Here is a 19899-nt window from a genome sequence, read left to right as displayed (position 1 = left end):
AGAAGAACGAGTATATAGGAGGATTTTGAGATGAAGCAATCTTATGATTATATAATTATTGGAGGCGGAAGTGCCGGATCTGTATTAGGTAATCGTTTAAGTGAAGATAAAGATAAGACCGTATTAGTATTAGAAGCGGGTAGAAGTGACTATCCATGGGATTTATTGATTCAAATGCCAGCAGCACTTATGTATCCATCAGGTAATCGTTTCTACGACTGGAAATATGAAACAGATGGCGAACCTCATATGGGTGGTAGAAAAGTAGCACATACAAGAGGTAAAGTACTCGGTGGTTCAAGTTCAATCAACGGTATGATTTATCAACGAGGAAACCCAATGGACTATGAAGGTTGGGGAGAACCTGAAGGCATGGAAACATGGAAGTTTGCGAATTGTTTACCATATTTTAAACGATTAGAAAAAGCTTTTGGAGCAGATAAATCAGATCAATATCGTGGTCACCATGGTCCAATTAAATTAAGAAGAGGACCAGCAACAAACCCATTATTCCAAGCTTTCTTTGAAGCGGGCGTACAAGCTGGATACAATAAGACACCTGATGTAAATGGTTTTAGACAAGAAGGATTTGGACCATTTGATAGCCAAATTCATAATGGTCGACGCGTTTCAGCATCACTTGCTTATTTAAGACCAGCTATGAAACGTAAGAATTTAACTGTTCAAACAAGAGCTTTTGTTACAGAAATCAATTATGAAGATAGACGAGCAACTGGTGTAACATTCAAGAAAAATGGTAAGACACATACAGTTGCTGCAGGAGAAGTCATTCTATCAGGTGGTGCGTTCAATACGCCACAATTACTTCAACTTTCTGGAATTGGTGACTCTGAACATTTAAATTCATTAGGTATAGAGACACGTGTTCACTTGCCAGGTGTAGGTGAAAACTTTGAAGACCACTTAGAAGTATATGTACAACATGCATCTTCTAAACCAGTGTCTGAGCAACCAAGTTTAAATAAATTTAAAATGCCATTTATCGGATTACAGTGGATATTCGGTAGAAAAGGACCAGCAGCAAGTAACCACTTTGAAGGTGGAGGATTTGTAAGATCTAATGATACAGTTGATTATCCAAACTTAATGTTCCACTTCTTACCATTAGCAGTACGTTATGATGGACAAAAAGCAGATACGAAACATGGTTTCCAAGTACATATTGGACCAATGTATTCTAACTCTAGAGGTAGCTTGAAGATTAAATCTAAAGATCCATTTGAAAAACCTAAATTTGTCTTTAACTACTTATCTACAAAAGAAGACGAACAAGAATGGATAGAAGCAATTAGAGTTGCAAGAAACATCTTGAAACAACCAGCTTTAGCACCATATAATGATGGAGAAATATCTCCAGGACCTTCAGTACAAACAGATGAAGAAATTTTAGAGTGGGTTAAAAAAGATGCAGAAACAGCACTTCACCCATCATGTAGTGCAAAAATGGGACCAGCATCAGATCCAATGGCTGTAGTTGACCCATTAACAATGAAAGTACACGGTATGGAGAACTTGAGAGTAGTCGATGCATCAGCAATGCCACGTACAACAAATGGTAATATCCACGCACCAGTATTGATGCTAGCAGAAAAAGCAGCAGACATCATTCGTGGTAAAAAACCATTAGAACCAGAAGAAATAGATTACTATAAACATGGCGTCCACCCTAAAGACGCAGGCGTTATGAAATAATAGGAGAAGTAAGAAGGCTGAGACAGAAATTGTCTCAGCCTTTAGTTGTTATATGGGAAGGCGCTAACTACCATAATTCTGAAAAGTGGTAATAAGAACGCGCTAACTATCATAATTCTGAAAAGTGGTAATAAGAACGCGCTAACTATCATAATTCTGAATAATGGTAATAAGAGAGGGTTTTTCTAAGGGACATTACTCCGAATTCTGTCCCTAACAGAGTGTCTAAGGGACATTATTCCGAATTGTGTCTCTAACAGTATGTCTAAGGGACATTATTCCGAATTGTGTCTCTAACAGCATGTCTAAGGGACATTATTCCGAATTGTGTCTCTAACAGCATATCTAAGGGACATTTTCCAGAATTGTGTCCCTAACAGCATGTCTAAGGGACATTTTCCAGAATTGTGTCCCTAACAGCATGTCTAAGGGACATTTCCCAGAATTGTGTCCCTAATTATTATTTATTTAAGTGTCTATACAATGTTGCTCTGCTAATGTTTGTCGCTTCTTTAATTTCTTCTAAAGTATATTTCTTAGAATGGTACATTTCGATGGCATTTTTTAAATTAAGATCATTTCGTTTTGGTCTTCCGATAGTCTTACCTTCTGTTTTGGCTTTTGCAATACCAGACTTAGTTCTGAATTTAATCATATCACTTTGAAACTGATTAATTAGATTTAAAATTTTATTAAAATTCATTTGTTCATGTTGGCTAATTGTTATTTGAGCATTAATAATATGAATGTCCACATTGATTTCCTGGGCAATTGTAATGAGTTCTTCTAATTGGTATGAGGTATCTGCAAGAATACATAAATCAGTTATGTATAATTTATCCCCGCTTTGTAATTTACTATAAAATAAAGTATTTAATTCTTTTCTGATTTCAGTTTGTGCATGAGATTCTTCAATAATTGTTAACGAAAATTTGCTTAACTTTGAATGTTGTTCAGCGACTGTATCATATAATTCGATTGGTCTAATATAACCATAATTCATAAATTTCACCTCAATAGTTTCATAAATGTATACATATGAAACTCTTTTGTTTATAATAGCACTATTGAAAATATATAAAATAGGAGTATGTATAATGTTTAAATCTTATATAGAAGAATGGCTTTCTAATCCAGGGAAAAATTTACTAGCTGGTATTGTTGTAGCGCTAGCACTTATACCTGAAGCCATTGCGTTTTCTATAATTGCAGGTGTAGATCCAATGGTAGGATTGTACGCTGCTTTTATTATTGCTACGACAACTTCAATAGTAGGCGGTAGACCTGCTATGATATCTGGAGCTGCAGGAGCTGTTGCGCTTATTGTAACACCTTTAGTAAGAGAACATGGTGTCGATTATTTATTTGCAGCAACGATACTCATGGGTATTATACAGTTATTATTAGGAATTCTCAAAATTGGTAGACTCATGAAGTTTATACCAAGGTCAGTCATGATTGGATTTGTAAATGCCTTAGCGATTATGATTTTTATGTCTCAACTCGAGCATATATTCGGTATTTCAATAAGTACATATATTTATATAGTTGTTACATTACTTATTGTTTATATTGTACCAAAATATTTCAAAGCCATTCCTGCACCACTTATCGCAATTATTTTATTAACAACGCTATATATGGTAACAGGTTCTAATGTAAGAACAGTTGGCGATTTAGGTACGATAATAAGAGCATTTCCGAATTTCTTAATACCACAAGTTCCTTTTAACTTAGAGACATTAACCATCATTTTGCCGTATTCTTTATCAATGGCAATTGTAGGATTAGTAGAAAGTTTATTAACTGCTAAAATTGTTGATGAAGCAACAGATTCTCATAGTAATAAAAATAAAGAATCTAGAGGCCAAGGTATTGCTAATATCATCACAGGATTATTTGGAGGAATGGGTGGCTGTGCTATGATTGGTCAATCTGTCATCAATGTAAAATCAGGTGCAACGAGTAGATTATCAACATTTACGGCGGGTGTCTTCTTAATCATTCTTATCCTATTATTAGGAGATGTAGTTGTACAAATCCCAATGCCAATTTTAGCGGGTATTATGGTGATGGTATCAATAAGTACATTTGATTGGAAATCATTTAAGTACGTTAAGCAAGCTCCAAGAACAGATGCTGTCGTTATGATTTTGACAGTGATAATCGTGTTGTTTACACATAACTTAGCTATAGGCGTTATTGTCGGCGTAATATTTAGTTCGTTATTCTTTGCTACTAAAATATCGAATGTTCATGTTCATCAAACGATAGAAAATCATTTTTATAAATATTCATTCACCGGACAAATATTCTTTGTTTCAATCGATTCAATGATGAATCAGTTAGACTTTTCTATTGAGAATAGTCAGATTGAATTAGACTTTACACACGCTCATTTATGGGATGACTCAGCAGTCAATGCAATCGATTCAATGGTGAAAAAATTCGAAGATAAAAACAATACGGTATTTGTTAAACAATTAAATACAGATAGCAGAAAAATTATTTCCGAATTGAGTCAGCTCAATGAAACACATTTAACATAAGGAAATAACAAAATAAACCAGTATAAATGCATTATAAGATGGATTTGTACTGGTTTTTTAATGTGAAGTTTTTTGTTTTATCAGTATTTCTCCAATATATTAATCGCTGTTTCTTCGTCTATTACGAGCACATCGATTAATTCATTTTTTAATGCCGCATGTATGGCTGATGCTTTATTTATACCACCTGCGACACCAATTTTGAGTGGAATCTTTTTGTATTCTTCAAAAGAAATACTGATTACTTTATCGTTCCATTCACAATCAAGTTGTTTACCGTCTTTGTCGATAAAATTATAGAATATATCACCTGTTGCATTAATTTTAGAAATATCGCTTATTGATAGTTCATCGTTATAAGCAGATACCATTGTTGATTCTAAAGGATTAGATCCTATTCCGACAATTGCTATTTTTGTTTTGGAATAGTTTTCAGTAATGTTCTGAACGAATTTCTGTTTCATGATAAATTCTTTCGAATATTTATCATCTACAACGACTGGTGCATGCAAGAATAAACTTTTTGTACCTAATTTTTTGCTAAAGGTATCAACTATGTGGTTTGCATGTATGTCTATTGTGACATTCCCCATACCACCGACTAAAGGAATTAATAATGAATTTGGAAAAGTTTTATGAGTGGTTAACATTTTTGCGACTTGATCAACAGTAGTTCCTGCTGAAACGGCTAATGTATCACCATCTTTTAAGTTTCTTAAAATGTAGTCGGCTGCGCTTTTCCCTAATGTAGATTTTAAGTAGTGGTTTTTTTGAACACAAATGACTTCTTTTATTTTGTATTTTTCTTCTAATTCTTTTTCCAATTCTAGTAAATCATTTTCATTAATCTTAATTTCGACTATACCTTTTCTTTTGGCTTGGTTTAAATGCCTCGATACTGTAGGTCGACTTATTTTCATTTTTTTTGCAATTTCATTTTGACTGAGTCCTTCTTGATAGTACATTTTGCATACTTTAATCATCATTCTTGTATCATCTAATATAGACATAATTTAAATCCTTTCTATTCCTTATTTATAAATATAACATGATTAATTGGAAATTATTAGAATCATTTTATGTAAATTTACATTTGACTTTAAGCGCTTACATTGTTATTATAACACTCAAGAACATAATTTCAATGATTGAACAAATGTAAAAGGAGATGTTTGAATGACTATATACAGCCAATTGCAAGAAAGAGAAAGTGAAGGTAATCCAATACGTGTCGGTATTATTGGAGCAGGTCAAATGGGATTTGGTATGGTATCACAAATTGCGCATATTCCAGGAATGGTAATTGTAGGTATAAGTGATATTAAATTAGAAAATGCAGAGAAAGCTAAAGATGCATTTAATGAGTCTAGTGAAATTCAGGTAGATATAAAAGTATCAAATGATTTTAAAGAAATTATTCATGACGAAGCACCAGAAGTAATAGTTGATGCAACAGGTGTACCTGAAGTTGGCGCACAAATTGCTTTAGAAACATTATTAGCTAAGAAACATTTAGTATTGTTGAATGTTGAAGTTGATATCACAATTGGACCAATCATGAAGAAATTGTATGATTCAGCTAATTTAGTTTATACAGGATCTGATGGAGATGAACCTGCAGTAACACTTGGATTATTTGAATTTGCTAAATCAATGGGATTGGAAGTACTTGTTGCAGGTAAAGGTAAGAATAATCCGCTTATCCCTACAGCTAATCCAGATACTGCAAGGGAAGAAGCATTGAGTAAACATATGGCACCTCATATGTTAGCTGCTTTTCAAGATGGTACAAAAACAATGGCAGAGATGACATTATTATCTAATGCAACTGGATATAAACCAGATGTTGTTGGTATGCATGGATTAAAAGGAGATTTAGATTCTGTACTAGATGATTTGAATTCAAAAGAAAATGGTGGCGTATTAAATAATTTTGAAGTAGTTGAATACGTCGATGGGTTAGCACCAGGTGTATTTATTATTGTTAAAGGTAAGAACGTTGGTGTGGCAAACGAATTAAATTATTTATTGAAAAAAGGTGATAGAGATCACCATATCTTATATAGACCTTTCCATTTAGCAAGTTTAGAAACACCATTAACAATTGCTAAAGCAGTATTAAACCATGACTATGCCATTATTCCAATTGAAGGGCCAGTATCAGAAACAGTTGCAGTTGCTAAGAAAGATATAAAAGCCGGCGAAAGCATTGATGGTATTGGTGGTTATTGTGTAAGAGGGTTGATGGAAACGCATGAAGAAACTGTAGAAAAAAAACATATTCCGATTGGCTTGATTTCAGGAAATGTAACAGCAAATCAAGATATCATTGAAGGTGAATTCTTAACAGAAGATAATGTTTCATTAGATACAAATACAACAGTTTGGAAACTTAGAAAATTACAAGATCAAACATTCAAATAATATAAAGAGGTGTCAAAATGTTTAGTTCAAAAATAGTAGAAATAGGATCGTTAGTAGAAGAGTTTAAACAGGAAAAATTATTAGTATTATTTGGAAAGGATGCACCACCTGAATTAGCTGACATATCAGTCTTACATGTACCTGAAGAAGACACTGGTCATAATTTAGTTGAAGGTAGCACATTATCTATTGGAAATAATGAATATCATATTGTTCAAGTAGGATCAGAAGCCAATGAAAATTTTGATACATTAGGTCATGTTTCAATTTATTTCTCAGATGTTGAAAATACAGAAATTTTACCTGGCGCGATTTTAGTAACACCATCTCATTTTCCAGAGCTTGCTTTAAATGAAAAGATTAAACTTTATTAAAAATATAGGGGTGATGTTTAATGAATTTCTTAACAAAAGTAGCTGATGGTTTCATAGGAATGTTTGAAGAAGGCGCAGAAGTGTTTATGGGATTTATGACGGATATTATTCCATTGTTAATCGTATTAATCACGGCAATCAATGCATTAGTAAAATTGATTGGTGAAGACAATGTAAATAATTTTATTCAGAAAATCACTAAATTTACAATTCTAAGATACACACTTGTTCCATTTTTAGCTGTATTCTTCTTTACAAATCCTATGTGTTATACGGTTGGGAGATTTTTGCCTGAACGATATAAACCAGCATATTATGATTCAACGGTTTCATTTTTACATCCAGTAACAGGACTTTTCCCACATGCCAACTCTGCTGAATTATTTATTTGGTTAGGTATTGCGCATGGCTTTTCAAAAGCAGGTGGGAATCAATCATCACTAGCTTTAATGTTTCTATTAACTGGTTTGATTGTCATATTGATGAGAGGCTTTATAACTGAAAAAATTAGTATGCATTTATTCAAAAAACAAGGTTTAAATCATATTCTAAACGAAGATCAATGATTTAAGGGGGGATAAGAAATGTCTAAAATAGTGAAGGTTAATAAAGGGAAACAAGGTTGGGGTGGTCCCTTAACATTGAAAGCCACTGATGAACTGAAATATGTAGTGAGTGTAACCGGTGGTGGTATTCACCCTGTTGCCAAAAAAATAGCAGAAATGACGGGAACAACTGCAGTTGACTCCTTTAAAGATCCAGTGCCAAAAGAAGAAACAATGGTTGCAGTAATTGATTGTGGTGGTACAGCTAGATGTGGAACTTATCCAAGAATAGGGATTCCCACGATAAATGTAAAAGTTATGAGTCCGTCTGGTCCTTTAGCTAAGTTCATGACAGAAGATATATTTGTATCTGGTGTAACACCGGAAGATTTAGAGAATGTAAGTGATGGAGAAACTCAAGAATTAGCTGCTACTAAAAGTGAAAGTGAGACACAATCTGGAAATGAAGATATAAAAACAAAAATCAAAGAAGCAAAACAAGAACATCAGCAAGAGGAAGAAGTATCTAAAAACAAAATGATGCTTATCATTGATAAAATCGCTAAAGGTGCAGGTAAGTTTATGAATATTATGTATCAATCTGGTAGAGATACAGTTGATACAGTAATTAAAAATATTATACCTTTTATGGCGTTTGTCGCAACGTTAATTGGAATTATCAATTATACCGGAATTGGTGATATTATTGCCAAATTACTGAGTCCTTTATCGGATAATCTCATCGGTCTTGTAATATTAGCCTTTATTACAGGGTTGCCATTCTTATCTCCATTATTAGCTCCAGGTGCAGTTATTGGTGCTATTATCGGTACATTAATTGGTAATGAAATTGGAAGCGGAAATATTGAAATGAGTATTGCTTTACCTGCTTTATTTGCCATTAATGCACAAGTTGGTTGTGACTTTATACCAGTTGGATTAACACTCGGAGAAGCAAAACCTGAAACAATCAGTGTTGCAGCACCAGCTGTTCTATTTTCAAGAACAATAACCGGACCACTAGCAGTATTAATTGCATATGGCATGTCATTTTTCATATAAGTGAGGATGATAGAGTATGAGTATAGAAAAAATAGACTTTGGTGTTTTAGAATCTCAAGGAAAATCTAGTGTTAAATCGATGTTATTACCTGAATTAGGTGAACATGACGTATTACTTCGTCAAGAAGCATGTAATATATGTACAACTGATTATCAGCAATGGCAAGGTAAAAGAGAACATCAAGGTTATCCTATGGCAGGAGGGCATGAAGTTTCTGGCATCATTATTGATAAGGGACAAAAAGTCTCAGAAACATATCAAATTGGTGATCAAGTAAGTGTGCTATATGACTATTGTGGGAAATGTGACGAATGTCTTAAAGGAAAAATAACAAACTGTCAGAACATCCCTCAATTCGGTAAAAATTACTCAGATGACTACTTTGGTATATTTGGATTTGCAAATTACTTTGTAAGAAACGCTAAAAGTATCGTGAAAGTGAACAATGATGTATCTCCGCAAGAAGCAGGATTTGTTGAACCACTATCATCAGTTATACGAGGTATCAAGAAGTTAAAGATCACTAAAGATGATCATTTAGTTGTGATTGGTGCAGGCACGATGGGGCTGCTAAATGCTTTAGTTGCAAGAATTAAAGGAGCAAACGTTATTGTGAGTGAAAGGAATCCAGTCAAAGTGAAGAAAGCAAGAGAACTGGGTTTTGAAGTAATAGATATTAATGAAGTAGATTTAAAAGAAAAAATCATGGCGTTAACTGGTCAAGGTGCTGATATTGTAATTGTTGCAGTTGGTACGGCTTCAGCAAATCAACAATCATTAGATATTATCAAAAATTCAGAAGGACAAATTCTATTTTTTGCAGCGGGTTATCCTTCACCAGAACTTAATGTCGATTCTAATTATATACATTATCGTGAAAGTTACTTTGTTGGAACATATGGATCTAGTATAGAGGATTTTGAAGATGCAGCAGAATTGATTAGTAGCAGAAAAATTGATGTCAGTCCTCTAATAGAAGAAACATTTTCACTCAATGATATTCAAAGTGCTTTTGAAAAAGCGAGCACAAGAGGTAGTTATAGAGTGTCAGTAAAATTACAGACAGAGGAGTAGATACGATGAAATGTTTGGCTATTAGTGACTTATTTATTGATAAAGATATGATGGACGTAGGTTTACAAGAATTGAAAAATAATGGTATCGATGTAACTATACGAGAATGGAAACACGATGATTTAGAACAACTTCAACTCGATAATATTAAATTAGAAAAAAATGGACCAGACGCAGTTGAATTACCTGAAGAATTATTAAATAATGCTGAAACTTTTGATATTGTTATTACTCAATTTGCACCAATTAATCAACAAACAATAGATAAATTTACGAGTTTAAAAATACTTGGTGTGCTACGTGCAGGTATTGAAAATGTGGATCATGCGTATGCAGAAAAAGCAGGTGTTAAAGTTTTTAATACACCAGGTAGAAGTATTACAAGTGTATCCGAATTTACAGTAGGTATGATTTTATCTGAAATTAGAAATATTGCTAAAGGTCATTTTAACTTGAAGCAAGGTAAGTGGGAAAAACACTATCCAAATGGAGTACTAGCACCAGAAATTAAAAATTCTAAAGTTGGTATTATCGGCTATGGTGCTATCGGTCAACGAGTAGCTGACTTACTTAGACCATTTGGTGGAGAAATATTATATTTTGATGAGTATTATGATGGTCAAAGTGAAGATAGACAAGTTAATAATCTAAATGATTTAGTCAAAGAAGCGGATATCATTACAATGCATTATAGACTTACAGATACAACAAAAGATATGTTAAATAAAGAACACTTTAAAATCATGAAAGAAAGTGCTGTCGTCATAAACACTGCTAGATCTGGACTTATAAATGAAGAAGATTTGATTAAAGCATTAGAAAGTCGAGAAATAGCAGGTGCTGCAGTAGATGTATATGAAAAAGAACCGCTACCATTAGAACATCCATATAATAAATTAGATAATATTACGATTACACCGCATATTGCAGGCTCTACAATAGGGAATTTTGCGAACTCACCAGTTATATTAGCGAAAATCATTTTAGAAAATATTAAATAGAAAAGTAGGTTTAATATATGGAAAATTTCGGGTTTATTATACTATTAATTATCGTTGTTCTATTACAAGCAGTTGCAAACTATTACCATGGAATATATTATCAGAAAAAAATTAAAAAACTCACTGCAAAATATTCAGAAGGCTATTTAGGAGTGGGGATTACTAAAAAGTTTTTAAGACCTGGTAAAGTGGCGATAGTAGTTACAGATAAAGAAGGTACAATTTTGGAATGTAATATCTTGTCAGGAATCATGGTGCTATCAAAATTCTATAAATATAAAGAATATGAAGGAGAATCCATTGATTCAATGAATTGGGAGAAAAAGAAACATAAAAAAGTAGTAGAAGAAGCTATTAATAAAGTAGTATTCCAGAAAGTAAATCAAAGAAAAAGTGTATTGAATTAAAAAGTATTAAAAGTTTTATTCCGAATATAACCCCAATATAAAAAAGGCTCGGACACTAATAAATTGTCCAAGCCTTTTGTTATGTTTTTAATTCTTATTGACTGAAGCGTCATAGATTGAATCTACTGCGTCTTGTAATCCGTTATTAAATTCTTCTGCTGATTGTCCAGCGAATAGGTCAGTTACTAATGCGCGTGAGAAACTTGCAATAAGTCCGTCATTTTCTTTCAGTAATTCATTTGCTTTTTCTCTTGAGTAACCACCTGATAATGCAACGACACGAACAACGTTAGGGTGTTCGATTAATGATTTATATTGGTTTGGTTTTGTTGGAATTGTTAATTTCAACATTACGTATTGATCGTCGTTTAATTTATCTAGTTCTTTCGCGATTTCTTCTTTTAAGATATCTTCGATTTCTTCTTTATCTTTAGCATTAATGTTCACTTCTGGTTCGATAATTGGAACTAATCCTGCTTCGATAATTTGTTTACCAATTTCAAATTGTTGTTCTACAACTTTAGCAATAGCTTCTTGATTTGCTTCAAGAATATTTGAACGCATTTTTGTACCGAATACATTACGTTCTTTTGCACGTTGTAATAACTCATCTAAACCAGGAATGACTTTCATTAACTGAACGCCATTTTCTTCATCTGCTAAACCTTTGTCTACTTTTAAGAAAGGAACGATACCTTTTGAAGCTAAGTAGTCAGAAGTATATTGACCTTCAACTTCACGGTCCATTGTTTGTTCAAATAAAATAGCACCTAATATTTTTTCAGAAGTAAAGGCTGGAGATGTTACGATACGTGTTCTCATTTCATGAACAAGTGTAAACATTTCATCTTCATTGCTGTATTGATTTTCTTCAATACCATAATCTTTAAGAGCTTTTGGAGTACTACCACCACTTTGATCTAGTGCAGCTATAAAACCTTTACCATTTTTTATTTTTTCAAATTGTTCTTGGTTCATTTTTTCCACTCCTTTAGATATTTTCAATTATAGTATGATGATTTTTACCATTTATCGCAAGTTATTCAACTTTTAATGATTTTTTTAAGAGAGAAAAATACTAAATAAATATGTCGAATTTAAGAAGATTGATGCGTGATTATTTCATAAAATGCTTATACGCATTATGATGTACATTAGGGAGGATTCTCAATGAATAAAAAATCAGCAATATTATTAATAGGTGGCTTAGCTATCGTAGCTTTAGCAGTCGCAGCTTTATTGTTATTTTCAACGCAAAAAAGTACTTACTACGGATATATGGAGAATAGTACAACTGCAGAAAAAGTAGTAAGTGAGAAAAATAATGAAGTTACGGAAAATATCAAAATCGAATCAACAAGTGATTTCAAACCTAAAAAAGGTGATTTTGTAAAATTAATTTCAAACGATAACGGCAAAACATTTTATAAAAAAGAAGTCGTCAAACATGATGATATACCACATGGTTTAATGATGAAAATACATGATATGGAAATGTAAGGAATATAAAGTCTGAGACGAATGAGAATGTCTCGGACTTTTACTATTTTATTTAATAGACACTTATAGTAAAATTACATTTAACTTCTATAGAATGTGGGTGGTTAAAGTGATGTTAATCAGAAATAAACAAGAATCAGATATTGAAGCGATTGCTAAAGTTCATTATGAGTCTTGGTTGACGACATATAGAGGAATTGTTCCAGATAGTTATTTGGATCAATTAACGTTATCATCATATATTGAAAGACACCATAAATTTAATGCACCGTGTATTGTTGCAGAGGTTGATGGAGAAGTGATTGGATTTCTAATGTATGGTAAAGACAAAGATGAAGATACAAGTGATACATGTGGTGAAATTATGGTCATTTACTTACTTGAAGCATATCAAAACCAAGGAATAGGCACACGTTTAATGCAAGAAGCGGAAGAACAAATGAAGGATAAATATGATGAATTAAGTCTTTGGGTTTTTGAAGATAATCATCCTACGATTAAATTTTATGAAAAACATGGCTTTAAAAAAGATGGTAAAATAAGTGATTTTAGTAAAGCATTAAAAGAAGTAAGAATGATGAAAAGAATATGATACATAGTTGCCATGAATTTTAAAGTTCATGGTCTTTTTTATATTAATAATCCAGAAAAAATAAAAGAAAATAATTTTAAAGAATTTTGCTAAATACAGTAGAAAATTACAATCAATTGTGCTATATTTATAAAAAATTAAAGGGGAAGAAAAATGAGAACAAGAAATAATATTTTAAAATTACTGCTAGCTATTATCTGTGTGTTATCTTTTACAATGCCTTCAATTCATAGTCAAGTTGATGCAGCTACAAAGAAAGTTGTAAAAAAGAAAACAACACAGTTACCACCAAGCCAAAGATATAATTACAAAAAACCGGGTGCTAAGGAAAAACGTAACTATCAAAATTGCACAGATTTAAGAAAAGTATTTCCAAATGGTGTGACTTATGGTCATCGTGCATACTTACCAAAATTTGATAGAGATAAAGATAAAATTGCGTGTGAAAGATACTAGGTAGAAGTATTATTAAAGGGGATTGTGTTTTACGTGAAACGAGCAGATGTTTGATCATCTGCTCGTTTATTTTTTTAAAAATATTAATTACTTATTCAAATTATTTAGGCTTTCAGAATAGTTTTTTAAACAAATCAAAAATTATTATAAAAAATATGATTAGTATTATTATACTAGGGTAACATATCAAGAAAGGAGGAATTAAATATGAGTAAAATAACAGATTCATTCTTAAATGCTTTAGACAGCATTATAGCATTCATACCAAACTTAATTAGTGCAATTATATTATTAATTGTCGCTTGGTTAATTGCAGTAATTGTTAAAACAATTATTGTGAAAGGTTTAAACGCAGTTGGTTTTGAGAAATGGCTAGAGAAAAAGGGGTTAACTGAATCAGGAAGTGGCAAATCAGGATCTGAAGGTTTAATTCAGACATTTGGTAAATTAGCTTACTTCATTATATTCCTATTATTCTTACCATCAGTGTTTGATGCATTAAATATGACTTCTGTATCAACACCGATTAAAAACATGATGGGTAGTGTATTAGACTTCTTACCTAGAATTATTGTTGCGATTGTTATATTAGTTGTTGGTTTATTCATCGCAAAAGTATTAGGTACATTAGTTAAAAACTTATTAACAAATTTAAATGTTAGTAAATATAATCACTATGTAAACTTTGGTGAGAATAAAGAAAGTATTGATATTCCTTCAGCTGCAGGCTGGGTAATTTCAACAATCATTGGTTTATTCTTTGTTGTTGAATCATTAAATACAGTTAATTTAGAAGTATTAAATACAATTGGTGAAGCAATTATTGGATACTTACCATTAGTAATTTCAGCAGCAATTATCTTATTAATTGGTTTCATTGGTGGTAACTTACTATCTAAATTAATTAAAAAATCTACAGGTAACGTATTCGTATCTGAAATCGTTAAATATTTAGTAATCATCGTTTCAGTATTTATGACATTAGATCAATTAAACTTTGCTCAAAGCATTGTTAATGTAGCATTCTTACTAATCTTAGGTGCTGTAGCAGTAGCATTTGCTATCTCATTCGGTATCGGTGGTAAGTCATTTGCAGAAAAAACATTATCAAAAATTGAACGTAAAGCTGAATCAAATGACAAATAAAAGATGATTAGAAAAAGCTGAGACATCCGTGTCTCAGCTTTTTTGTGTGAAAATATTTAATGGGTGAGTGAAGGTAAGAGTTGTGGCCCAAGTCATAGCTTAAGTACTGAATAAAGCCAAGAGAATGTCCAAGTCATGGCTTAATGTCTGAGTAAAGCCAAGAGATAGTCGAAGTCATGGCTTAATGTCTGAGTAAAGCCAAGAGACAGCCGAAGTCATGGCTTAAGTACTGAATAAAGCCAAGAGATAGTCCAAGTCATGGCTTAAGTACTGAATAAAGCCAAGAGATATTTCAAGTCATGGCTTAAGTACTGAATAAAGCCAATAGATAGTCCAAGTCATAGCATAAACCCTAAACATCCTCACTTTTTTCAAAAATCACATTCTATATCGTAACAATGCCCATCAAGATAGCGATAAATAGCATTAGGATGGAGAAACCCCAAACCCAGAAGAATGCGTATTTGATATATCTACCCATATTTATTTCTGCAAGTCCAACGGCTAACCATACTGCTGGTGCGAATGGGCTGACGAATGTTCCGATTACGTTACCTATCATAAGTGAGAAGGCTGTTGATTGTGATGGAACGCCAAATTGACTGGCTGTTGATTCTACTATAGGTAAGATTGCGAAATAATAAGCATCTGTACTTGTTAATAAATCTAAAGGAACACCTAATACACCGATTATAATGTGTAAGTATGGTCCTACAACTGTTGGTAATACTGCAATTAACGATAGTGCAATCGATTCTAACATACCTGTTTCATTAAGTATTCCTAGGAATACACCTGCTGCTAATATAACAGCTGCCATCATTAAGGCATTTGGTGCATGTGCTCTAATACGCTCCATTTGTTCATCGACATCTCTAAAGTTTAATGGTAATGCGACTGCAACACCGAGCATAAATGCAAATTCAGGAGGTACAATATCTAATAACATCATAGCTACGACGATGACTGTAAGTATTAAATTGAGCCAAAGTATGTAAGTATGCTTTGTAGCTTCACCTTTAATAGTAGCATTCTCTTCTTGGTCTTTTTCATAGTTTGCAATAATTTCATCCATATTGATTTTCACAACATCCTCATTAGGAAAAGCTTTAGCAATACGTCTTTTTTCACGGATTCCTAAATAGATAGAGAATAGAATTGCGAGTACGATTCCGACTAATTGAATAGGTATAACTTGATACCATAAGTCGTTGATATTATCGACTTTAAGGACAGAAGCGGTTCTTGCCATTGGTCCGCCCCAAGGTACCATGTTGATAATTGCTGCACTTAATGCAAGAAGTAGTACTAATAAATATGGGCTCATTTTTAGTGCCCTGTATAATGGTAATAAAGCAGGAATTGCTAATAAGAAAGTAGTGGCACCAGCACCGTCTAATTGTGCAAAAGTACCGATAATCGTTGTGACAATCGCAACGATAATAATATTACCTCGTGTTAATTTAATCATTCCTCTAACAAAAGGTCTGAATAAACCACTATCTGAGATAATACCGAAATAGATAATCGCAAAAATAAACATGATTGCTACATTAAATACTTGATCAATACCGGATTCAACATATTTTCGAATATCTCCAAATCCATGACCAATAACTAATGCGCCAATTACAGGTATTAAAATCATTCCTACAACTGGACTAATTTTCTTCATAATTAACATTGCGACAATTGAAATAATAATAACGAGTCCAACTATTGTCAGCAGCGTATTTGGTTCTTCCATTTTTATCCCCCTCAGTTTAATATAGCGCTTACATTATTAAAAATTAAAAAGCTTTCTACAACACATTAAAGTGTAATAGAAAGCATATGTTTATTATAACATTTTACATTAAAAAATAATATAATAAATTGAAAATTCTAATAATAATTTAATAATCAATTTCAAATCCTAAATCTTGAATCATGTCATAATCCATTTGATTTGGTTGACCACCAGTAATTAAATAATCTCCAACAAAAATAGAGTTTGCTACCATAAGAGATAATGATTGAAGCGTTCTTAAATTTACCTCACGACCACCAGCAATACGTATTTCTTTCGTAGGATTAATGAGCCTAAACATACATAGAATTCTAATACATTTCATAGGTGTTAAGTCATCCATACTTCCAAATTTCGTACCTTTTATAGGATGTAAGAAATTGACTGGAATACTATCAGCATCTAATTGATTCAATGTAAAAGCCATATCGATAATATCTTCGTCAGATTCACCCATACCACAAATCACACCAGAACATGGAGAGATATTCTTTTCCTTCATTATATTAATTGTATTTACGCGATCATCAAAACTATGTGTTGTCACAACTTCATCATGATAATTAGCACTAGTATTTATATTATGGTTATATCGGTCTACACCACTGTTTTTAAGGGACTCCGCCTGTTGTTCATTTGTTAATCCGAGACAAGCACAAATCTTAAGTTGAGGATGATTTCTTTTAATTTGTTCAACAGAATCAGTAATGTGAGAAACCTCTTTATCACTAGGACCACGACCACTCATAACAATACAGTATGTTCCAATTTTATTTTCAGAAGCCACTTTAGCACCATCGACAATTTGATTCTCTGGAATAAGTGCATATCGTTGAGATTTTTGTTTAACATCTCTTGATTGACCACAGTAACCACAGTCTTCAGGACAAATACCACTTTTGGCATTTAAAATCATATTCAGTTTTACTTTTTTACCATAATAATGATATCGAACTTTATAAGCTTCTTGAACAAGTGTTAATGTATCAATCGATTCATCTAGATAAATTTTTAAAGCCTCATCAAAAGTTAAGTGATGACCATTGATGATGTTATTTCCTAAAGTCATTAAAATTCCCCCTCTTTAATTATTAATAGAATACTAATAATATCCTTTATTGTAAACCTAAATTATTAATAGGTTAACAATTAAGTAATAATTACTAAAATATGGTAGAAATTAAAATGAACTAGTGATAGCATATATATTGAAAGATTTAAATTATATATAGGAGAGATAAAATGAAGAAGTTTAAGTCAGTCATCATATATAGTAGTTTAGCTTTATTGCTTGTAGGATGTGGAAACGAAGAAAGTTCAGCAAGTAAAAATAATGAGCACAATCAATCAGAACAGGAGGCAAATAAACATGAAAATGCAAAGTTGCCAACTGTTTTATTTGAATCTGATTTAACAAATGAAAAATTATCAAAGTCAGAAATACATAAAAGTATTCAACGTTATTTAGATACAAATGAAAGTATTTATAAAGTGACAACAAAGATTGAAGAAAAAGTATGGGACGAACAACCTTTAACGAAGAGAGAAGCAGATCAATTAGAAGAAGGTAGAAAACTTTTAGAAAAGAATGACCAGAACTTCTCAAATTATATAGGAAATAATACACTCCCAAAAGGTTATCAAAAAGAAACAAATAGAATCAGTCAGTACTTTACCAGTTACAATCAAACAATTAAAAATTTAGATCAACAAGTGCAAAAAATAGAAGATAAAGCAGAAAAAGGTACCATCTCAACAAAAGATATAAAAGATATCGTACCAGATAGTCAAAAGGTAAATGGCAGACAACAAGCAAAAATAGAAAAATTCCTTAAACAAATCAATGTGAAGACGAATGCGTTTAAAAGGTAAAAGGTTATTTTGAAAGATGGTGGGTGTATGATGAAACAGTTAATTAAAAATAGAGAGTTATTAACGGGGGTATTTGTATTTCTAATTATTGCCTTAAGTTTATTATTAGGTTTATTCCTAAGTCTTGAACAAGTACTTATTTGTTTATTTCCGATTTTTATTATTTTTCTTTTATTTAGAGATTGGTTGAGAGGACGCGAGAAAGCAAAGGATTTCAAGAAATTTATGATATTTAGATTAGTTGTAATGATAATATTTTTGGTAATAATGTCATTATACATATTGAGTATGTACCAGAATAATCAATTTACGAATCCGTTATATATTTTTGGTTGGTTTATTGTATTATTCATTACTGACATTATTGAAAATAAATATTTCATAAAAAAAGAATCAAGTAAATAACAATCAAGAAACTTAAAAGGCTGGGACAGTATGATCTGTCTCAGCCTTTTGGTATTTTAATATTTCGTCTTTAATTGTTCTTTTTCAATGTCTGATATAAACGCATGGTCTATTGCTTTAATATTAATGTCTTTCATTTCTGGTATTGTTAACAACTGATGGTTGTATAAGAGTTGGTATTCTTGGTTTAAGTTTGTATTCGAAACTGTTCTATTATCTGTATTAATATTAAATGGGATACCTTGCTCTATGAGCTTTCTAATATTAAGTTCTTCTACTGATTGGATTGCTTTTGTTTGTAAGTTACTCGTCGGACAAATTTCTAATAATGCGTTGTGTTGTTTAATGTACGATAATGCTTGATTATCTTGAATTGCTGCAACGCCATGTCCTATTCTCTGTGCACCGAGTTCGATTCCTTCTATTATATTATGTATACATCCACATTCACCGGCATGCAATGTTAAGTAATGGCCAGAATCTGTAGAATGTTGTATAGCTTCCTGTATGACCTTTGTTGGAAAGGCTTCTTCAGGACCCGCAAAATCAAAACCTACGATGTGACGATTGTTTGTATTTAACTGATCTACTGATTTAAATAGGTCGATGTTTGTTTGGTTGTCGTGATGTCGCATGCCACAAATTAGCAAATTGACTTTAATATCATATGTATCTTCAGCTTCGATTGCTCCGTTGTTAACAGCTTCTAATATTTCTTCAATGTTTAAGCCTTTATCTGTATGGAAAAGTGGTGCAAATCGGATTTCTATATATTTAACGTTGTCGTGATGTGCTTGTCGTGCGACGTCGACAACAGCTTTTTCTAAGCTATCTTTTGTTTGTAGCACTTTTAAAATGGTGTCGAAAGATTTTAAGTAGTCGTCTAAGCTTTCACAATTTTGATCTACTTGAATATCTTCTAAATTAATAGATACATGTTGTTCTCGTGCGAGTTGTTGGATTAATTCGATGCTGACAGATCCGTCTAA

At 32.2% G+C, this 19899-nt stretch carries 21 protein-coding genes; 15 read left to right on the top strand and 6 right to left on the bottom strand.

The features are described from left to right. Positions 1-30 precede the first annotated feature (30 nt). Positions 31-1713: a choline dehydrogenase gene (gene betA / locus CD035_RS09145; protein WP_048540528.1), complete on the top strand. Its 1683-nt coding sequence runs from the start codon at positions 31-33 to the stop codon at positions 1711-1713. A 460-nt stretch (positions 1714-2173) separates the two neighbouring features. On the opposite strand, the gene CD035_RS09140 is transcribed toward betA, so the two are convergent. Continuing rightward, on the bottom strand, positions 2174-2716 hold the full coding sequence (locus tag CD035_RS09140; RefSeq protein WP_048540529.1) for a recombinase family protein: 543 nt from the start codon (positions 2714-2716) through the stop codon (positions 2174-2176). Positions 2717-2810: 94 nt separating this feature from the next. On the opposite strand from CD035_RS09140, the gene CD035_RS09135 reads away from it, so the two are divergent. Next, entirely contained in the window at positions 2811-4262 is a 1452-nt protein-coding gene (locus CD035_RS09135) for a SulP family inorganic anion transporter (protein ID WP_048540530.1), read from the top strand. A gap of 80 nt (positions 4263-4342) precedes the next feature. Here CD035_RS09135 and CD035_RS09130 read toward each other — a convergent pair whose 3' ends face one another. Next, on the bottom strand, positions 4343-5272 hold the full coding sequence (locus CD035_RS09130) for a sugar-binding transcriptional regulator (RefSeq protein WP_048540531.1): 930 nt from the start codon (positions 5270-5272) through the stop codon (positions 4343-4345). A gap of 166 nt (positions 5273-5438) precedes the next feature. On the opposite strand from CD035_RS09130, the gene CD035_RS09125 reads away from it, so the two are divergent. The 7 genes from CD035_RS09125 to CD035_RS09095 are packed head-to-tail and all read left to right on the top strand — an operon-like array spanning position 5439 to position 11150. Continuing rightward, complete coding sequence (locus CD035_RS09125; RefSeq protein WP_048540532.1) at positions 5439-6686, top strand: NAD(P)H-dependent oxidoreductase; 1248 nt, start codon at positions 5439-5441, stop codon at positions 6684-6686. A 17-nt stretch (positions 6687-6703) separates the two neighbouring features. Then, positions 6704-7060, top strand: coding sequence for a PTS glucitol/sorbitol transporter subunit IIA (locus CD035_RS09120; RefSeq protein ID WP_048540533.1), 357 nt, complete (start codon positions 6704-6706; stop codon positions 7058-7060). A gap of 20 nt (positions 7061-7080) precedes the next feature. Further along, positions 7081-7626: a PTS glucitol/sorbitol transporter subunit IIC gene (srlA, locus tag CD035_RS09115; RefSeq protein WP_048540534.1), complete on the top strand. Its 546-nt coding sequence runs from the start codon at positions 7081-7083 to the stop codon at positions 7624-7626. Between the two features lie 18 nt (positions 7627-7644). Further along, positions 7645-8667, top strand: a complete 1023-nt coding sequence (gene srlE / locus CD035_RS09110) for a PTS glucitol/sorbitol transporter subunit IIB (RefSeq protein WP_048540535.1) — start codon at positions 7645-7647, stop codon at positions 8665-8667. 16 nt (positions 8668-8683) lie between these two features. Beyond that, entirely contained in the window at positions 8684-9742 is a 1059-nt protein-coding gene (locus CD035_RS09105) for a zinc-binding dehydrogenase (RefSeq protein WP_048540536.1), read from the top strand. Positions 9743-9747: 5 nt separating this feature from the next. Further along, positions 9748-10743, top strand: coding sequence for a 2-hydroxyacid dehydrogenase (locus CD035_RS09100; protein WP_048540537.1), 996 nt, complete (start codon positions 9748-9750; stop codon positions 10741-10743). 17 nt (positions 10744-10760) lie between these two features. Beyond that, the gene (locus tag CD035_RS09095; protein WP_025907310.1) at positions 10761-11150 is read left to right on the top strand and encodes a transcriptional regulator GutM; all 390 of its coding nucleotides are present in this window, start codon (positions 10761-10763) and stop codon (positions 11148-11150) included. Positions 11151-11237: 87 nt separating this feature from the next. Here the strand turns inward: CD035_RS09095 and CD035_RS09090 are convergent, their stop codons facing one another. Beyond that, a complete protein-coding gene (locus CD035_RS09090; RefSeq protein ID WP_048540538.1) occupies positions 11238-12128 on the bottom strand; it encodes a fructose bisphosphate aldolase in 891 nt (296 codons plus the stop codon). Between the two features lie 192 nt (positions 12129-12320). Between CD035_RS09090 and CD035_RS09085 the strand changes: the two genes are divergently transcribed. The 4 genes from CD035_RS09085 to CD035_RS09070 all read left to right on the top strand — a co-directional run bounded on the left by CD035_RS09085 (position 12321) and on the right by CD035_RS09070 (position 14844). Next, positions 12321-12650 carry a DUF4889 domain-containing protein gene (locus tag CD035_RS09085; RefSeq protein WP_025907313.1) on the top strand — a complete coding sequence of 110 codons (330 nt, stop codon included), beginning with the start codon at positions 12321-12323 and terminating at the stop codon, positions 12648-12650. 112 nt (positions 12651-12762) lie between these two features. Then, positions 12763-13242, top strand: a complete 480-nt coding sequence (locus CD035_RS09080) for a GNAT family N-acetyltransferase (RefSeq protein ID WP_048540539.1) — start codon at positions 12763-12765, stop codon at positions 13240-13242. A 153-nt stretch (positions 13243-13395) separates the two neighbouring features. Continuing rightward, positions 13396-13698: an excalibur calcium-binding domain-containing protein gene (locus CD035_RS09075; RefSeq protein ID WP_048540540.1), complete on the top strand. Its 303-nt coding sequence runs from the start codon at positions 13396-13398 to the stop codon at positions 13696-13698. Positions 13699-13905: 207 nt separating this feature from the next. Continuing rightward, on the top strand, positions 13906-14844 hold the full coding sequence (locus tag CD035_RS09070; RefSeq protein WP_048540541.1) for a mechanosensitive ion channel: 939 nt from the start codon (positions 13906-13908) through the stop codon (positions 14842-14844). 385 nt (positions 14845-15229) lie between these two features. Here the strand turns inward: CD035_RS09070 and CD035_RS09065 are convergent, their stop codons facing one another. Together CD035_RS09065 and bioB are read right to left on the bottom strand one after the other, a co-directional pair. Further along, complete coding sequence (locus CD035_RS09065; RefSeq protein ID WP_048540542.1) at positions 15230-16591, bottom strand: CitMHS family transporter; 1362 nt, start codon at positions 16589-16591, stop codon at positions 15230-15232. A 148-nt stretch (positions 16592-16739) separates the two neighbouring features. Next, complete coding sequence (gene bioB, locus CD035_RS09060; protein ID WP_048540543.1) at positions 16740-17702, bottom strand: biotin synthase BioB; 963 nt, start codon at positions 17700-17702, stop codon at positions 16740-16742. 173 nt (positions 17703-17875) lie between these two features. Between bioB and CD035_RS09055 the strand changes: the two genes are divergently transcribed. Both CD035_RS09055 and CD035_RS09050 read left to right on the top strand, forming a co-directional pair. After that, a complete protein-coding gene (locus CD035_RS09055) occupies positions 17876-18505 on the top strand; it encodes an NDxxF motif lipoprotein (RefSeq protein WP_048540544.1) in 630 nt (209 codons plus the stop codon). A 30-nt stretch (positions 18506-18535) separates the two neighbouring features. Then, positions 18536-18910: a hypothetical protein gene (locus tag CD035_RS09050; protein WP_048540545.1), complete on the top strand. Its 375-nt coding sequence runs from the start codon at positions 18536-18538 to the stop codon at positions 18908-18910. A 56-nt stretch (positions 18911-18966) separates the two neighbouring features. Here CD035_RS09050 and add read toward each other — a convergent pair. Next, a partial coding sequence (gene add, locus CD035_RS09045; protein ID WP_103354251.1) for an adenosine deaminase occupies positions 18967-19899 on the bottom strand: 933 nt, incomplete at its 5' end.

This window comes from Mammaliicoccus sciuri (assembly GCF_002901825.1).
Lineage (GTDB): Bacteria > Bacillota > Bacilli > Staphylococcales > Staphylococcaceae > Mammaliicoccus > Mammaliicoccus sciuri.
Note: the sequence above shows the minus strand (reverse complement) of the source record. Positions and strands in the feature narration are given on the sequence as shown.

Bases quoted from the DNA above. Each gene is read 5' to 3' on its own strand.
- betA (WP_048540528.1), top strand. From the start codon at position 31: ATGAAGCAATCTTATGATTATATAATTATTGGAGGCGGAAGTGCCGGA.
- CD035_RS09070 (WP_048540541.1), top strand. From the start codon at position 13,906: ATGAGTAAAATAACAGATTCATTCTTAAATGCTTTAGACAGCATTATA.
- bioB (WP_048540543.1), bottom strand. From the start codon at position 17,702: ATGACTTTAGGAAATAACATCATCAATGGTCATCACTTAACTTTTGAT.
- CD035_RS09100 (WP_048540537.1), top strand. From the start codon at position 9,748: ATGAAATGTTTGGCTATTAGTGACTTATTTATTGATAAAGATATGATG.
- srlE (WP_048540535.1), top strand. From the start codon at position 7,645: ATGTCTAAAATAGTGAAGGTTAATAAAGGGAAACAAGGTTGGGGTGGT.
- CD035_RS09130 (WP_048540531.1), bottom strand. From the start codon at position 5,272: ATGTCTATATTAGATGATACAAGAATGATGATTAAAGTATGCAAAATG.
- CD035_RS09055 (WP_048540544.1), top strand. From the start codon at position 17,876: ATGAAGAAGTTTAAGTCAGTCATCATATATAGTAGTTTAGCTTTATTG.
- CD035_RS09135 (WP_048540530.1), top strand. From the start codon at position 2,811: ATGTTTAAATCTTATATAGAAGAATGGCTTTCTAATCCAGGGAAAAAT.
- CD035_RS09090 (WP_048540538.1), bottom strand. From the start codon at position 12,128: ATGAACCAAGAACAATTTGAAAAAATAAAAAATGGTAAAGGTTTTATA.
- CD035_RS09075 (WP_048540540.1), top strand. From the start codon at position 13,396: ATGAGAACAAGAAATAATATTTTAAAATTACTGCTAGCTATTATCTGT.
- CD035_RS09065 (WP_048540542.1), bottom strand. From the start codon at position 16,591: ATGGAAGAACCAAATACGCTGCTGACAATAGTTGGACTCGTTATTATT.
- srlA (WP_048540534.1), top strand. From the start codon at position 7,081: ATGAATTTCTTAACAAAAGTAGCTGATGGTTTCATAGGAATGTTTGAA.
- CD035_RS09140 (WP_048540529.1), bottom strand. From the start codon at position 2,716: ATGAATTATGGTTATATTAGACCAATCGAATTATATGATACAGTCGCT.
- CD035_RS09125 (WP_048540532.1), top strand. From the start codon at position 5,439: ATGACTATATACAGCCAATTGCAAGAAAGAGAAAGTGAAGGTAATCCA.
- CD035_RS09080 (WP_048540539.1), top strand. From the start codon at position 12,763: ATGTTAATCAGAAATAAACAAGAATCAGATATTGAAGCGATTGCTAAA.
- CD035_RS09050 (WP_048540545.1), top strand. From the start codon at position 18,536: ATGAAACAGTTAATTAAAAATAGAGAGTTATTAACGGGGGTATTTGTA.
- CD035_RS09085 (WP_025907313.1), top strand. From the start codon at position 12,321: ATGAATAAAAAATCAGCAATATTATTAATAGGTGGCTTAGCTATCGTA.
- CD035_RS09095 (WP_025907310.1), top strand. From the start codon at position 10,761: ATGGAAAATTTCGGGTTTATTATACTATTAATTATCGTTGTTCTATTA.
- CD035_RS09105 (WP_048540536.1), top strand. From the start codon at position 8,684: ATGAGTATAGAAAAAATAGACTTTGGTGTTTTAGAATCTCAAGGAAAA.
- CD035_RS09120 (WP_048540533.1), top strand. From the start codon at position 6,704: ATGTTTAGTTCAAAAATAGTAGAAATAGGATCGTTAGTAGAAGAGTTT.